The organism is Achromobacter sp. LC458, assembly GCF_001005835.2.
GTDB lineage: Bacteria > Pseudomonadota > Gammaproteobacteria > Burkholderiales > Burkholderiaceae_B > Achromobacter > Achromobacter spanius_B.
The window spans coordinates 1-14,223 of record NZ_LBHW02000002.1; the positions used below are offsets into that span (position 1 = coordinate 1).

Here is a 14,223-nt window from a genome sequence, read left to right on the forward strand (position 1 = left end):
CGTGCAAGTGGCGTTCATGCCCGACATCCACTTCCACGATGTGTACGCCGACTTCAAGGACGGTTCGTTCCCGGGCATTCCGAATCCCAAGCACGGCGACAACGCAACGATCCGCACGATGTATGCGCAGTTGACGTCGACGCGCCTGTTCAACGAGAACTACTTCGCCTTCCTGGCCGCGCTGGACGACGCCGTTGCGCGCGGCGTGAAGTACATCGCATTGCCGGGCGACTTCTCGGACGACGGCCAGCCCGTGCACATGCGCGGCCTGGTGAAGATCATGGATGACTACTCCAAGAAGCACGGCATCCAGTTCTTTGCCGCCCCCGGCAACCATGACCCCAACCGGCCCTTCAACCAGGCGGCCGGCAAGAGCGACTACCTGGGCCTGGACCCCACGACCGGCGCCATCGGCTTCTCGCAACCGATCTACAGCCGCGGCGGCAACGCCGCGTGCAGCACGCCTTACAGCGGCGACTGGGCGCGCATCGGCAACACGTACTGCACGGAAGAAGTCCTGCACATGGGCTACGCCGGCATCACGGACGCGCTCAAGCAGCATGGCTTCATGCCGCAGCCGCAAAACGTCTATTACGAAACGCCGTACAGCACCTACAAGTACGAAGACTACGACTACACCACGGCATTGGATCAGGCCAACTGGATCAACCGCCAGTACGAGATTTGCGCCGAAGGCACGGGCGGCCCGAACAAGCCGCAGAACTACACGCTGTGCAAGATGGTGCCAGACACGTCCTACGTGGTTGAGCCGGTCAAGGGCGTGTGGCTGGTCGGCATCGATGCCAACGTCTACGTGCCCACGGGCATCGGCGCCAATGATTTCACCGGCTCGGGTGACCAGGGCTACAACAAGATGCTGACGCACAAGGCCCACGTCATCAAATGGTTGGCTGACGTCGTCGCGCGCGGCAAGGCGCAGGGCAAGCAGGTCATCGCGTTCAGCCACTTCCCGATGTCCGAGTTTTTCAACGGCGCCTCCGACGACATCGAAGCGCTGCTGGGCGCGAACAAGATGCAGATGATCCGGCGTCCGGCGGAGAACACCACGCGCGCCCTGGCCGAAACCGGCCTGAAGGTGCACGTGGGCGGACATATGCACTTCAACGACATGGCCGCCCGCAACTACGGCGGCGACACGGCGCTGTTCAATATCCAGGCGCCGTCCATGGCGGCGTACGTGCCGGCCTACAAGCTGATGACGCTGCAAAGCGCCGACAAGATCGAAGTACAGACCATCCGCCTGGACAAGGTGCCGCGCTTTGACGAACTGTTCGACCTGTATCGCGCCGAGAACGCCTACACCACGCCGCCCCGCTGGGACGTGTCGATCCTTGACGCCAAGGACTACGGCGACTTCACGTATCGCTACATGAGCGAGCTGGTGCGCCTGCGCCTGCTTAACGACGACTGGCGTTGCGAGATGCGCGAACTGGTCAAAAGCCCGCTGACCGGCGCCGACCTGCTGACGCTGTCGCAACTGCAAACCAGCGTCACGCTCAAGGAACTGGCGAACACCGGCAATCAGAACAATCTGACGCCGGCCTTCTTTGCCTGCCTGTCGGACGGCGGCGGTACCGGAGCCAGCAACGCGGCGTATGCCGGCAACCTGGCTGACGCGCAGGCGCGTGCACAAGCCCTGGCGCAAGCCAACGGCATGCAGCTGTCGGACTTCGCGCAGTGGAAGGCGCTGGACATGGCGGGCGACTTCGTGCGCATTGCCAATGCCGGCGACCTGGCCTTTGCCGACATGCCGGCCCAACGCGCCAGCCAGTACAAGCTGCTGGCCCAGGCGCTGGCCAACACGAACGCTTCCGTGCAAATGAGCGGCAATAGCGTCAGCAACGCCAATACGCTTGCCGACCTGTTCAAGGCGCGCTTCAAGCCGCTGATGGCGATCATGCTGAAGCTGGCGGCAGGCGCGCCGTCCGAACACATCCGGCTGGACCTGACCAGCAACAGCATTGTGGATCTGTCGAATCGGCCGTCACCGTTCTAAGCCAGCGCTGAACGGCTGACCGGTAAAACAAGACGGCTCATTCGTGAGCCGTCTTGTTTTGACTCAGCAGCGTGCGCGCATATCGCGCGCAGTGATGCCGAAGCGGCTCTTGAACAGCCGACTGAAATGCGACGGGTGTGAAAAGCCGACCTGATAGGCCAGCTCGGCGATGCCGCGGTGCCGATGCCGCGGGTCCAGCAGCAGCTCGCGGCATTTATCCAGGCGCTGATCGAAGATGAACGACTCCACCGACAGGCCGCCCGCGCGCAGGATACGGTGCAGATACGCCACCGACACGCCGCAGCCTTGCGCAACGTGCTGCGGCGACAAGCCAGGGTCGGCCAGGTGCTGGCGGATGTAGGCCAACACGCGCTGGCGATGCGCCAACGTAACGCTGCTGTCCGTTTCAGACGCATGCCCCTGCCCCGCCTGCACCAGGAACAGCACGATCAGGTCGATCAACCTTTCGCCAAGCTCGGTCACTTCGGTATCGGACCAGCTGCCCATGCCCTTGAACAGGTGGTCCATGAAGCCGGCCAGCATCGCCCCGCGCGGCGACCCGTCATCGATGCGCAACTTGTGGAACGCGCCGATGCGCGAATCGCGCTGCGTCAGCGCACTGCGAGGAAACGACACGCTAAGACTACGGTAGCCGGCCGCCCCCAACGCCGTCGCCTGATACGGCAGGCTTTGGTTCATCAGGTACACGCAGCCCGGCTCCACCTGAAAATCGCGCCCCTGCTGCCGCACGGCCAACGGCCCCGCCAGCGGCATGCCAAACGTATAGAACTCCTGGTCCAGCCGCGACACATTACCGGCCGTGCGTTCCAGCTTCTGTCCCTGATAGTGCAGGTCATTGAACTGCAAGCTGGCGCGACGCGCGTAGCGCACATGGCCGGCGAAATGGTCGGCTTTGCCGCGGTGCACCTCGAACGGACCGAACGCGTCGGCCAGCGCCGCCCGCCATTGCTCGCGCCCGTCGGCGCCTGCGGTGGCCGATATGGCGAATTCCGTGTCCGACATGTCGCGGTCTCCTGTACGCGGCCCAGCGCAATTTGATCTTGCGTCTACAAGCTCTTGACTCACCCTGCCCTGGGGTGCGCGGCGCATTGTCGATGCGTCTGGCGCAAGTCTATATTCAGCCCGATAAGCACACAACCTGGACAACCCGGGAGGAGACTCATGGCAACCGAGCCCGCAACGGCCGCCCGCCACACGCCGGTTTCGCGCTATGTGCGTTGCGAAGGACGCGAGCTGCACTACATGGAATGGGGCGCGCCCGACGCGCCGCCCATCATCATGTGGCATGGCCTGGCTCGAACCGGCCGCGACTTCGACGACCTGGCAGAAGCGCTGGCCGGTGACTACCGCGTCATCTGCCCCGACACGATCGGCCGCGGCCTGTCGCAATGGAGCCCCGACCCGGCGGCCGAATACTGCCTGGATTTCTATGCAAGGCTGGCGCGCGCGCTGGCCGATGCCTTGTCGCTTACCCGTATGCGATGGGTCGGCACATCGATGGGCGGCGCCACCGGCATGCACGCGGCCGCCACCACCTTGCGCGACCGGATCTCACATCTGGCGGTCAATGACATCGGACCCGAGCTGCCCAAGCCGGCCATCGAACGCATCCTGGCGTACGCGGGCAACCCGCCCGCCTTTGATACCGTCACAGAACTCGAAGCCTGGCTGCGCGTCGCCTACCAACCCTATGGGTGGCAAAGCGATGCGCAATGGCGGCGCATGGCCGAGACGTCGGTCCGCCGGCTTCCCGATGGCCGCGTCACGCCGCATTACGACCCCGCCATCGTCGGCCAATTTCGCCATCATCCCAATGACTACGACCGCTGGAGCGGCTACGACTCGCTGCGCATGCCGGTGCTGTTGCTGCGCGGCGCGCAATCCGACCTGTTGCTGCCGGAAGTCGCCGATGCCATGACGCAGCGCGGTCCGCGCGCAACGCGCATCGACTTCCCCGACTGCGGCCACGCCCCCGCTTTGAACGTCGCGCCGCAGATCGACGCCATCCGCCAATTTCTTGCCACGCCGGATCACACGGCGAACGCTTGCGCCCGTTGATACTGATACCAGGAGACTTCACATGAATCGCATACTGCTCGCCGCGCTCGCGGCGCTTTGCATGACCTCGACGGTCGCCGCCAAGGATTTCGTCGTCGCCCACGTGTACGACAAGACCGGGCCGCTGGAGGCCTATGCCAAACAGACGCAGAACGGCTTGATGCTGGGCCTGGAGTACGCCACGCAAGGCACGATGACCGTGGCTGGCCGCAAGATCCGCGTCATTGAAAAGGACAACCAGGGCAAGCCCGACGTTGCCCGCGCGCAGCTGGCGTCGGCCTATGCGGACGACAACGCCGACATCGCCGTGGGCCCCACGTCGTCAGGCGTCGCGTTGGCCATGCTGCCCATCGCCGAGGAATACGAAAAGATCCTCCTGGTCGAGCCCGCCGTCGCGGATTCGATCACCGGCGAAAAATGGAACAAGTACATTTTCCGCACCGGCCGCAACTCGTCGCAGGACGCCATCGCCAACGCGGTCGCGTTCGACCAGGCGGGCACATCCATCGCCATGTTGGCGCAAGACTACGCATTTGGCCGTGACGGCGTGAAGGCCTTCAAGGGTGCGCTGAAAAACGCCAAGATCGTGCACGAGGAATATCTGCCGGCCAGCGCCACGGACTTCACCGCCGGCGCGCAGCGCCTGTTTGATGCGTTGAAAGACAAGCCCGGCCGCAAGATCATCTTCATCCTGTGGGCCGGCGCCGGCAACCCGTTCAAGATAGCCGACCTGGACCCCAAGCGCTTCGGCATTGAAATTGCCACGGGCGGCAACACGCTGGCCGCGATGACGCCGCTGAAGTCCCTGGCCGGCATGGAAGGTGCCACGTATTACTACTACGGCATTCCGAAGAATCCCATCAACGAATGGCTGGTTGCCGAACATCAGAAGCGCTTCGGGCAGCCGCCCGACTTCTTCACGGCCGGCGGCATGTCTTCGGGCATCGCGATCGTGGCGGCGCTGAACAAGACCGCGGGCAACGCCGACACCGACACGCTCATCAAGGCAATGGAAGGCATGAGTTTCGATACGCCCAAGGGCAAGATGACGTTCCGCCCCGAAGACCATCAGGCGATGCAGTCGATGTACCACTTCCGCATCAAGAACGATCCTTCCGTGCCGTGGGCCGTGCAGGATCTGGTCAAGGAAATCACGCCCGATCAGATGAATGTGCCCATTCAGAACAAGCGTTGAAGGCCGGTTGCCGCCATGCTGGAAACCCAATCGCTTACGATCCGCTTCGGCGGGCACGTGGCCGTCAACAACGTCAGTTGCCGCTACGAGCCGGGCACGCTGACGGCCATTGTCGGCCCCAACGGCGCGGGCAAGACAACCTACTTCAACTTGATCTCTGGCCAGTTGCGTGCCAGCGCAGGGTCGGTAAGTCTGAACGGGCGCGACCTGACGTCGCTATCGGCCCCTGCGCGCATGCACGCCGGGCTGGGCCGTGCATTTCAGCTGACGCAGCTGTTCCCGCGCCTGTCCGTGCACGAGAACGTGCGGCTGGCGCTGCAATCGCGCCAACAAGGTCTGAGCTGGCGTCAGATTCGCTTCTGGCGAACCTGGGACGATGATCGCAAGCTGCTGGCGCGCGCCGATGCGCTGCTTGAACGTACCCGCTTGTCGGCACGCCGCGACCAGGCTGCGGCCGACCTGCCGCATGGCGATCAGCGCAAGCTGGAAATCGCCATGTTGATCGCACTGGAGCCGCAGGTTTTCATGTTTGACGAGCCCACGGCCGGCATGAGCGTGGACGATGTACCCGTGGTGCTGGAGCTGATTCGCGAACTGAAAACCGACCCCTCGAAAACAATCCTGCTGGTCGAGCACAAGATGGACGTGGTGCGCGAATTGGCCGACCGCATCGTCGTACTGCATAACGGCCAATTGATGGCCGATGGCGAGCCCGCCGCTGTCATCGCCTCGCCCATCGTGCAACAGGCATACCTGGGTATCGCGCCCGTGGAGAACCCCACATGAGCGCGCCGCCGCTACTTGAATTGAAGGACGTGCACACGCACATCGGTGCGTATCACATCCTGCACGGCGTCGATCTTGCGGTGCCCGCGTCGGCGGTCACCATGCTGCTGGGCCGCAACGGCGCGGGCAAGACCACGACGCTGCGCACCATCATGGGCTTGTGGCGCGCCTCGCAAGGCCAGGTCCGGTTTGACGGCGCGCCCGTCGGCGGGCCGGGCACCCGCACATCGCCGCCCGACATGGCCCGCATGGGCATGGCCTACGTACCGGAGAACATGGGCATCTTTGCCGACCTTTCCGTCAAGGAAAACATCTTGCTGGCCGCGCGCCAGGCCCGAACCGAGGCGCAGTTGGACACGGCGCGATTGGAATGGATCTTCGGATTCTTCCCGGCACTGAAGAAGTTCTGGCTACACCCCGCCGGCAAGCTGTCCGGAGGCCAGAAACAGATGCTTGCCGTGGCGCGCGCCATCATCGAACCGCGCCGGCTACTGCTGATCGACGAGCCCAGCAAGGGCCTGGCGCCCGCCATCATCCAGAACATGATCGACGCCTTCATCGAACTCAAGCAGGCGTCCACCACCATTTTGCTGGTCGAGCAGAACTTCAACTTTGCGCGCCGTGTCGGCGACCATGTCGCCGTCATGGACGACGGCCGTATCGTCCACGCGGGCGCCATGCAGACGTTGGCGCAAGACGAGGCGCTACAGACCCGCCTGCTGGGCCTATCGCTGGGAAGCCATCAATGAGCACCTTGGATATCGATACCCCACTGCCACGCGTGCGCGCGGACCTGCGCCCCGTGCTGCTGGTGGTCGCATTGGCCGCGCTTGCGCTGCCGCTGGTCGGGTCGTTTTCGACCTGGATCACTCTGACGCTGGCCGGTCTGGCCATGGGCATGATCATCTTCATCGTCGCCTCGGGCATGACGCTGGTGTTCGGGCTGATGGATGTATTGAACTTCGGCCACGGCCTGTTCATTGCCATCGGCGCGTACATGGCGGCCACGGTGCTGGGGTCGATGTCCGACTGGACGCAGACGGCAAGCCTGTGGACGAACATGGTTGCGGTACTGCCGGCCATGATCGTGGGCATGCTTGTGGCCGGCGCGGTGGGCTTGGCCTTTGAACGCGTCATTGTGCGGCCGGTGTACGGCCAGCATCTGAAGCAGATCCTGATCACCATGGGCGGCATGATCATCGGCGAAGAGATCATCAAGATGATCTGGGGTCCGCAGACGCTGTCGCTCCCGCTGCCCGAGGCGCTGCGCGGCGCGTTCCTGCTGGGCGATGCCGCGATCGAGAAATTTCGCATCGTCGCGCTGGCAGTCGGCGTGCTGGTGCTGGGCGGCATGCTGTGGCTGCTGAACCGGACCAAGTTGGGGCTGCTGATCCGCGCCGGGGTCGAAGACCGGGAAATGGTCGAAAGCCTGGGCTATCGAATCCGGCACCTGTTCGTGGGCGTGTTCGTGGCGGGGTCCATGCTGGCCGGCCTGGGCGGCGTGCTGTGGGGCATGTATCAGCAATCCATCGTGCCGCAGTTGGGTGCGCAGGTAAACGTGCTGATCTTCATCGTCATCATGATTGGCGGATTGGGCTCGACGGTGGGCTGCCTGATCGGCGCGCTGCTGGTTGGCTTGATGGCCAACTACACCGGCTTCCTGCTCCCCAAGGCGGCCTTGTTCTCGAACATCGCCCTGATGGTCGCCATTTTGTTGTGGCGGCCGCAAGGCGTGTATCCGGTCACCAACCGCTAGGGATCGCGACATGTCATTCCGCCTGCTCTCCGGCGATCCGCCGCGCAGCCCTTTGCTGGCGCTGGCGCTGATTGCGATTGTCGTCCTGCTGCTTGCCACGCCGTTTCTCTTTCCCGGCCCCAAGTCGCTGGCCGTGGCGGCCAAGATCCTGGTGTTCGTCATCCTTGTGGCCAGCTATGACCTGCTGCTGGGCTATACCGGCATCGTCAGCTTTGCGCACACCATGTTCTTCGGCATCGGCGCCTATGGCGAGGCAATCGCCAGCATCCGCATGGAGCCCGGTTGGACGGCAGTGTTCGCCGGCGTGGGCGCGGGCCTGCTTGTGTCGCTGGCCTTTGCATTGCTGATCGGCTTGGCAAGCCTGCGTGTGCGCGCAATCTTCTACGCCATGATCACCTTGGCGGTGGCCGCCGCCTTCCAGACGCTGGTCTCGCAACTGTCCACGCTGACGGGCGGCGAAGACGGCCTTAACTTCAAGGTGCCGCAACTGCTTCGCCCCGCGTTCCGACCGTTGTCAGAACCCGTACTGGGCGTCACGATCGACGGCCGCATCATTACGTATTATTTGATCGCCGCCGTCTGCCTCGTGCTGTTCCTGATGCTGCTGCGCATCGTCAATTCCCCGTTCGGCCGCGTGCTGCAAGCGATCCGCGAAAACCCCTTCCGCGCCGAAGCCATCGGCTATCGCACCGTGCTGTATCGCAGCCTGTCCAACCTGCTTGCCGCCGCCTTCGCCACGCTGGCCGGCGCGATGTACGCGCTATGGCTGCGCTACAACGGGCCGGACACTTCGCTGTCGTTCGAGATCATGCTGAACATTCTGCTGATGCTGGTGATCGGCGGCATGGGGACGATGTATGGCGCCGTGGTGGGCGCCAGCTTGTTCGTGTTCGCGCAAAGCTATCTTCAAGATGGCCTGCACGTCCTCCACGATGCGGTGACCGGCGTGGCGCCGTTGGCGTTGCTGTTCGAACCGGACCGCTGGCTGCTGTGGCTGGGCATCCTGTTCGTCGTGTCGGTGTATTACTTTCCAACGGGGATCGCGGGGCGCCTGCGGGAACTGGCGCGACGGCGCTGACGCGGGGACGCGCCCGCGCGCACGACCTCGCCGCGCGCGCAGGCACCTCGCGTTATTTCACCTTGCTACGTACACGATCCAGGTCGCGGCTAAGCTGATCGATCTGGCGCTGCATCGCGCTGAACTGCCGCTCGTTCGCGCTGTTGCTGCTGCTACTGCTACTGCTACTACGGTTGCTGTCGCTTTGTTTTCGCTCCAATGCGGCAATCTTTTTCTCCTGATCGTCCACTTTGCGTTGCAGCGCGCGGTTCTGGTTCTTCAGGTCATCCAAAGTACGCGTTTGATCACGAACCTGATCCATCGTCCTCTGCAACTCTCGGACTTCCATGCCAGTTCGCGCTCGGCTATCGCTACCAACGACCAAAACGCTGTCGTAGATGGGCCGAGAGACTTCCACATCCTTGAAAACAATGCTTTGCGCGCTTGCAGCTGCAGAAAATCCCACGCCCGCCCACACCATGAAAGCTGCAGCGCCAAGCTTGCCCGGAGACTTGATCATCTATGCCACTCCTGTGGTCAGAATTGTCAGCGCAATAGGTGCGCTGACAGCACTTATATCAAGAACCATGGGCCGTTGTAACAACGCTGGTGCCGATAACGGCTACGCTGCGTTTCAAAAGCGGCACCGGCCGGCTTCAGCGCTTACTTTCCGCCCTGGCGCATCGATTCCGCGTCGCGGCGCATACCGTCGACGCGCCGCTGCATCTCGTCGATCTTGCCTCTATCAAGCTGCGAGCCAGAGGGCGTGGGCTGCAAAGGCCGCATCGTCGAGCCGGAGTTCAACGGCATCATCGCCGGCGGCGCAGTCCCGGCGCCCGCAGGCTTCTGAGTGAACAGGCGTTCCAGCATCAGCAGCTGATTGCGCTGGTTTTCAAGCGTCTGCTCCTGCGACACCAAGGCCTGTTCGTCCTCGTCTTCCGAGCCGAAGATGGCTGCGTGGTCGCGAGATCCGGTAGGCGGTTTGACCCGAGGCTCGGGTCCCGCATTCAAGACGTTCTTGCCGGTCCTGGCGTCATCGGGCGACGGCGCCGAAGGGGCAGCTTGGCCCGCGTTCACGGCTTGCGCGGCTGCCGCGCCGGCCAGGCACAAGGCGGCCCCAAGCGCATGGGCCGTGACGATACTGCGCACGATGTTGCTGACTCGATTCGGCATGGATTTCAAAGACGAAAAAAAACGGCAAGGGGTTTAGCCCTTGCCGTTTTATATCAGAACGGCGAACCGTTCCGATGACTGCATCACTTAGATGATACGTGCGGCTTCAACCAGACGCACCACACGCCACGACTTCGAGCGCGAGATGGGACGGCCTTCAGCGATTTCAACCGTATCGCCTTCGTTGTATTGGTTCGATTCATCGTGCGCCTTGTACTTCGCGGAGCGCATGATGATCTTGCCGAAGATGGGGTGCTTGACGCGGCGCTCGACGAGCACAACGACAGTCTTGTCCATCTTGTTGCTGACGACCTTGCCAACCAGCGTACGCTGGCGCTTGGCCACTTGGGTGTTTTGAGTTTCGCTCATGTTTATTTCCCTGCCTTCTCGGTCAGCAAGGTACGAACGCGCGCAATGTCGCGACGCACGTTGCGCAGCTGGCTGGTGTTGGCCAGTTGCTGCGTGGCCTTCTGCATACGCAGACCGAATTGTGCCTTCAGCAGGCTTTCGAGCTCTTTGCCGAGCTCGGCGGCGTCTTTCGAACGGAGTTCGCTAGCTTTCATGTTAGTACTCCTTAAGCACCGATATGACGCGCGACGAACGTGGTCGAAATCGGCAGCTTGGCAGCGGCCAGGCGGAAAGCTTCACGCGCGATCTCTTCGCTCACACCTTCCATTTCGTAGAGCACTTTGCCGGGCTGAATTTCAGCGACCCAGTACTCAGGATTGCCCTTACCGTTACCCATACGGACTTCGGCGGGCTTTTGCGAGATGGGCTTATCCGGGAAAATGCGAATCCAGATACGGCCGCCACGCTTGATGTGACGATTGATAGCACGACGAGCGGCTTCGATCTGGCGAGCGGTCAGACGGCCACGGCCGGTGGCCTTCAGACCGAATTCGCCGAACGACACGTGGGTACCACGAGTCGCCAGACCGGTGTTGCGGCCCTTCTGCTCTTTGCGATACTTTCTGCGAGAGGGTTGCAGCATGGTTATTCTCCTTCAGGCGCCGGAGCAGCGTCCGCCTTGCGGGGACCACCACGACCACGACCACCCGGACGACCGGTGCGAGCACCGTCCGGACGATCACCACGCGGAGCGCGGCGCGGACGACGTTCTTCTTCGCGCGGGGCAGCGGTTTCCGGCGGCAATTCGCCGTTAGCCAGCATGTCGCCCTTGTAGACCCAGACCTTGATGCCGATCACGCCATACGTGGTGTGGGCTTCGGAGGTGCCGTAGTCGATGTTGGCCTTGAGGGTGTGCAGCGGCACACGGCCTTCGCGATACCACTCGGTGCGAGCAATTTCGATACCGTTCAGACGGCCCGAGCTCATGATCTTGATGCCTTGGGCACCCAGACGCATCGCGTTTTGCATCGCGCGCTTCATTGCGCGACGGAACATGATGCGCTTCTCGAGCTGTTGCGAGATCGAGTCGGCGATCAGTTGAGCATCGGTTTCCGGCTTGCGGATTTCTTCGATGTTGACGTGCACAGGCACGCCCATCAGACGCTGCAGATCAGCCTTCAGGCTTTCGATGTCTTCGCCGCGCTTGCCGATCACCACGCCCGGACGAGCCGAGTAGACGGTGATGCGGGCATTCTTGGCCGGACGCTCGATGATCACGCGACCAACGGAGGCGCTCTTGAGCTTCTTTTTCAGGTACTCGCGAACGCGAATGTCTTCGGCAAGCATCGTGCCGAAGGCCTTGTCGTCGGCGAACCAACGCGAGGACCAATTACGGGTGACCGCGAGACGGAACCCAGTGGGGTGAATTTTCTGACCCATCGTGACTCCTTAAGCTCCGACCTTGACCGTGATATGGCAGGTCTGCTTCTCGATACGGTTGCCGCGGCCCTTGGCGCGAGCGGAGAAGCGCTTCATCGACTGAGCCTTGTCCACAAAAATCGTGGTGACTTTCAGTTCGTCGATATCGGCGCCGTCGTTGTGCTCGGCGTTGGCGATGGCGGACTCGACAGCCTTCTTCAGGATGACGGCAGCCTTCTTCGGCGAGAAGGTGAGGATTTCCAGGGCACGGCCGACCTTCTGGCCACGGATCAAGTCCGCAACCAAACGGGTCTTCTGTGCCGAGATGTGCACCCCACGGATAATGGCAGTAGTTTCCATCGCTTACCTCTTCGCCTTCTTGTCCGCAGCGTGGCCCTTGAACGTACGGGTCAGCGCGAACTCGCCCAGCTTGTGACCGACCATGTTCTCGTTGATGTACACGGGGACATGTTGCTTGCCGTTGTGGACCGCGATCGTCAGACCGATGAACTCGGGCAGGATCGTGGAACGACGCGACCAGGTCTTGATCGGCTTCTTGTCTTTGCCCGCGACGGCCGTGTCCACCTTTTTGATCAGGTGAGCATCGACAAACGGGCCTTTCTTGATCGAACGTGACATAGTGTTCGCCTCTTACTTGCGCTTGCGCCGTTGGACGATCATATTGTTCGTCCGCTTGTTGCGACGGGTCTTGAAACCCTTCGCCGGGGTGCCCCACGGGCTGACCGGCTCGCGTGCCTCACCGGTACGGCCTTCGCCGCCACCGTGCGGGTGATCCACCGGGTTCATGGCAACGCCACGAACCGTCGGGCGGATACCACGCCAACGCATTGCACCGGCCTTGCCGATTTGGCGCAGGCTGTGTTCTTCGTTACCGACTTCACCAATGGTGGCGCGGCATTCGATGTGCACACGGCGAACTTCACCCGAGCGCAGACGAACCTGAGCGTAGATGCCTTCGCGAGCCAGCAGGACGGCGGAAGCGCCGGCCGAACGGACCATTTGAGCACCCTTGCCAGGCAGCATTTCGACGCAGTGAATCGTCGTACCCACCGGGATGTTGCGGATCGGCAGCGTGTTACCAGCGCGGATCGGAGCATCGGTGCCCGACAGCAAGGTAGCACCCACTTCCAGGCCACGCGGAGCGATGATGTAACGACGTTCGCCGTCGGCGTAGCACAGCAGAGCAATGTGCGCCGTACGGTTGGGGTCATATTCCAGACGCTCGACCTTTGCCGGGATACCGTCCTTGTCGCGACGGAAGTCGACGACACGGTAGTGTTGCTTGTGACCACCACCACGGTGGCGGATCGTGATGTGACCGTTGTTGTTACGGCCAGAACCACGGGTCTTCTTTTCCAGCAGCGGCGCGTAGGGCTCACCCTTGTGCAGGTTCGGGCTAACAACCTTCACCATGCCACGGCGGCCAGCCGATGTCGGCTTAACTTTTACGAGGGCCATTTACTTCACCTCCGCAAAGTCGATTTCCTGGCCGTCCTTGAGCGACACGTAAGCCTTGCGCTCATTACGGCGACGGCCAACGAATCGGCCAAAGCGCTTGACTTTGCCCTTACGGTTGAGGACCTGCACAGACTCGACCTGCACTTTGAAGAGCAGTTCGACGGCAGCCTTGATTTCCGGCTTGGTAGCGTCAGCCACGACACGGAAAGCGACTTGCTGATTCTTCTCAGCGACGAACGTGGCCTTTTCGGTCACGATCGGAGCCAGAATGACTTGCATCAAGCGTTCAGCGTTCATCCCAGCATCTCCTCGAGTTGAGCGATGGCCGGCTTGGTGATCAGCACTTTCTTGTAGTGGACCAGCGACAACGGATCGGCATAACGGGGCTCGACAACAGCAACGTGCGGCAGGTTGCGGGTGGCGAGGTAAACATTCTCATCAACGCTGTCGGTGATGATCAGGACCGAGTCCAGGCCCAGGCTCTTCAGCTTTGCAGCAGCAGCCTTGGTCTTGGGCGATTCCAGATCAAACGATTCGACAACGGCGATACGGTCTTCACGAGCCAGTTGCGACAAGATCGAACGGATCCCGGCGCGGTACATCTTCTTGTTGACCTTCTGGCTGAAGTTCTCTTCGGGCGAGTTCGGGAAAATCCGACCACCGCCACGCCACAGCGGCGACGAAGTCATACCAGCGCGTGCGCGGCCGGTACCCTTCTGGCGCCAGGGCTTCTTGGTCGAGTGCTTAACTTCGGCACGATCCTTCTGAGCGCGGTTGCCGGCACGGGCATTGGCTTGGAAAGCCACCACGATCTGATGAATCAGCGCTTCGTTGAAGTCACGGCCGAAGATCGTATCGGGCGCGCTGAACGTAGCAGCGGCCTGACCTTGGTCGTTCAGGAGCTTGAGATCCAT

At 62.3% G+C, this 14,223-nt stretch carries 19 protein-coding genes; 7 read left to right on the top strand and 12 right to left on the bottom strand.

The annotated features are described in order from the left end of the window. Positions 1–2,017: metallophosphoesterase (locus tag YH64_RS02180; protein ID WP_143215223.1), on the top strand; the 2,017-nt coding region annotated here is incomplete at its 5' end. A gap of 63 nt (positions 2,018–2,080) precedes the next feature. Here the strand turns inward: YH64_RS02180 and YH64_RS02185 are convergent. After that, positions 2,081–3,040, bottom strand: coding sequence for a helix-turn-helix domain-containing protein (locus YH64_RS02185; RefSeq protein ID WP_046806031.1), 960 nt, complete (start codon positions 3,038–3,040; stop codon positions 2,081–2,083). Positions 3,041–3,199: 159 nt separating this feature from the next. Here YH64_RS02185 and YH64_RS02190 point away from each other — a divergent pair, with 159 nt between their 5' ends. Genes YH64_RS02190 through YH64_RS02215 form a run of 6 tightly spaced genes read left to right on the top strand, consistent with a single transcriptional unit; the run spans position 3,200 to position 8,911 of the window. Beyond that, positions 3,200–4,096 (top strand): alpha/beta fold hydrolase, encoded by an 897-nt coding sequence (locus tag YH64_RS02190; protein ID WP_046806032.1) that lies wholly within the window; start codon positions 3,200–3,202, stop codon positions 4,094–4,096. 22 nt (positions 4,097–4,118) lie between these two features. After that, positions 4,119–5,291, top strand: a complete 1,173-nt coding sequence (locus tag YH64_RS02195; RefSeq protein WP_046806033.1) for a substrate-binding domain-containing protein — start codon at positions 4,119–4,121, stop codon at positions 5,289–5,291. Between the two features lie 15 nt (positions 5,292–5,306). Beyond that, positions 5,307–6,077, top strand: coding sequence for an ABC transporter ATP-binding protein (locus YH64_RS02200; protein WP_046806034.1), 771 nt, complete (start codon positions 5,307–5,309; stop codon positions 6,075–6,077). Next, a complete protein-coding gene (locus tag YH64_RS02205; RefSeq protein WP_046806035.1) occupies positions 6,074–6,826 on the top strand; it encodes an ABC transporter ATP-binding protein in 753 nt (250 codons plus the stop codon). Before YH64_RS02200 ends, YH64_RS02205 begins: the two co-directional genes overlap by 4 nt. Beyond that, a complete protein-coding gene (locus tag YH64_RS02210) occupies positions 6,823–7,833 on the top strand; it encodes a branched-chain amino acid ABC transporter permease (RefSeq protein WP_046806036.1) in 1,011 nt (336 codons plus the stop codon). Before YH64_RS02205 ends, YH64_RS02210 begins: the two co-directional genes overlap by 4 nt. A 10-nt stretch (positions 7,834–7,843) precedes the next feature. Continuing rightward, complete coding sequence (locus tag YH64_RS02215) at positions 7,844–8,911, top strand: branched-chain amino acid ABC transporter permease (protein ID WP_046806037.1); 1,068 nt, start codon at positions 7,844–7,846, stop codon at positions 8,909–8,911. A gap of 52 nt (positions 8,912–8,963) precedes the next feature. On the opposite strand, the gene YH64_RS02220 is transcribed toward YH64_RS02215, so the two are convergent. From YH64_RS02220 to rplD, 11 genes are all read right to left on the bottom strand, one after another. Then, entirely contained in the window at positions 8,964–9,410 is a 447-nt protein-coding gene (locus YH64_RS02220) for a hypothetical protein (protein ID WP_046806038.1), read from the bottom strand. A 143-nt stretch (positions 9,411–9,553) separates the two neighbouring features. Next, a complete protein-coding gene (locus YH64_RS02225; protein WP_046806039.1) occupies positions 9,554–10,063 on the bottom strand; it encodes a hypothetical protein in 510 nt (169 codons plus the stop codon). Between the two features lie 87 nt (positions 10,064–10,150). Continuing rightward, positions 10,151–10,432, bottom strand: a complete 282-nt coding sequence (gene rpsQ / locus YH64_RS02230) for a 30S ribosomal protein S17 (RefSeq protein ID WP_006216549.1) — start codon at positions 10,430–10,432, stop codon at positions 10,151–10,153. 2 nt (positions 10,433–10,434) lie between these two features. Then, complete coding sequence (rpmC, locus tag YH64_RS02235) at positions 10,435–10,626, bottom strand: 50S ribosomal protein L29 (protein WP_003806912.1); 192 nt, start codon at positions 10,624–10,626, stop codon at positions 10,435–10,437. A gap of 11 nt (positions 10,627–10,637) precedes the next feature. Continuing rightward, complete coding sequence (gene rplP, locus YH64_RS02240) at positions 10,638–11,054, bottom strand: 50S ribosomal protein L16 (RefSeq protein WP_006216552.1); 417 nt, start codon at positions 11,052–11,054, stop codon at positions 10,638–10,640. A 2-nt stretch (positions 11,055–11,056) separates the two neighbouring features. Further along, on the bottom strand, positions 11,057–11,851 hold the full coding sequence (gene rpsC / locus YH64_RS02245) for a 30S ribosomal protein S3 (protein WP_006216553.1): 795 nt from the start codon (positions 11,849–11,851) through the stop codon (positions 11,057–11,059). 9 nt (positions 11,852–11,860) lie between these two features. Then, positions 11,861–12,190 carry a 50S ribosomal protein L22 gene (gene rplV / locus YH64_RS02250; protein WP_006227021.1) on the bottom strand — a complete coding sequence of 110 codons (330 nt, stop codon included), beginning with the start codon at positions 12,188–12,190 and terminating at the stop codon, positions 11,861–11,863. A 3-nt stretch (positions 12,191–12,193) separates the two neighbouring features. Further along, entirely contained in the window at positions 12,194–12,469 is a 276-nt protein-coding gene (rpsS, locus tag YH64_RS02255) for a 30S ribosomal protein S19 (RefSeq protein ID WP_006216555.1), read from the bottom strand. Positions 12,470–12,481: 12 nt separating this feature from the next. After that, positions 12,482–13,309, bottom strand: a complete 828-nt coding sequence (gene rplB, locus YH64_RS02260; protein WP_006216556.1) for a 50S ribosomal protein L2 — start codon at positions 13,307–13,309, stop codon at positions 12,482–12,484. Continuing rightward, on the bottom strand, positions 13,310–13,606 hold the full coding sequence (gene rplW / locus YH64_RS02265) for a 50S ribosomal protein L23 (RefSeq protein ID WP_006216557.1): 297 nt from the start codon (positions 13,604–13,606) through the stop codon (positions 13,310–13,312). Then, the gene (gene rplD / locus YH64_RS02270) at positions 13,603–14,223 is read right to left on the bottom strand and encodes a 50S ribosomal protein L4 (RefSeq protein ID WP_006216558.1); all 621 of its coding nucleotides are present in this window, start codon (positions 14,221–14,223) and stop codon (positions 13,603–13,605) included. Before rplD ends, rplW begins: the two co-directional genes overlap by 4 nt.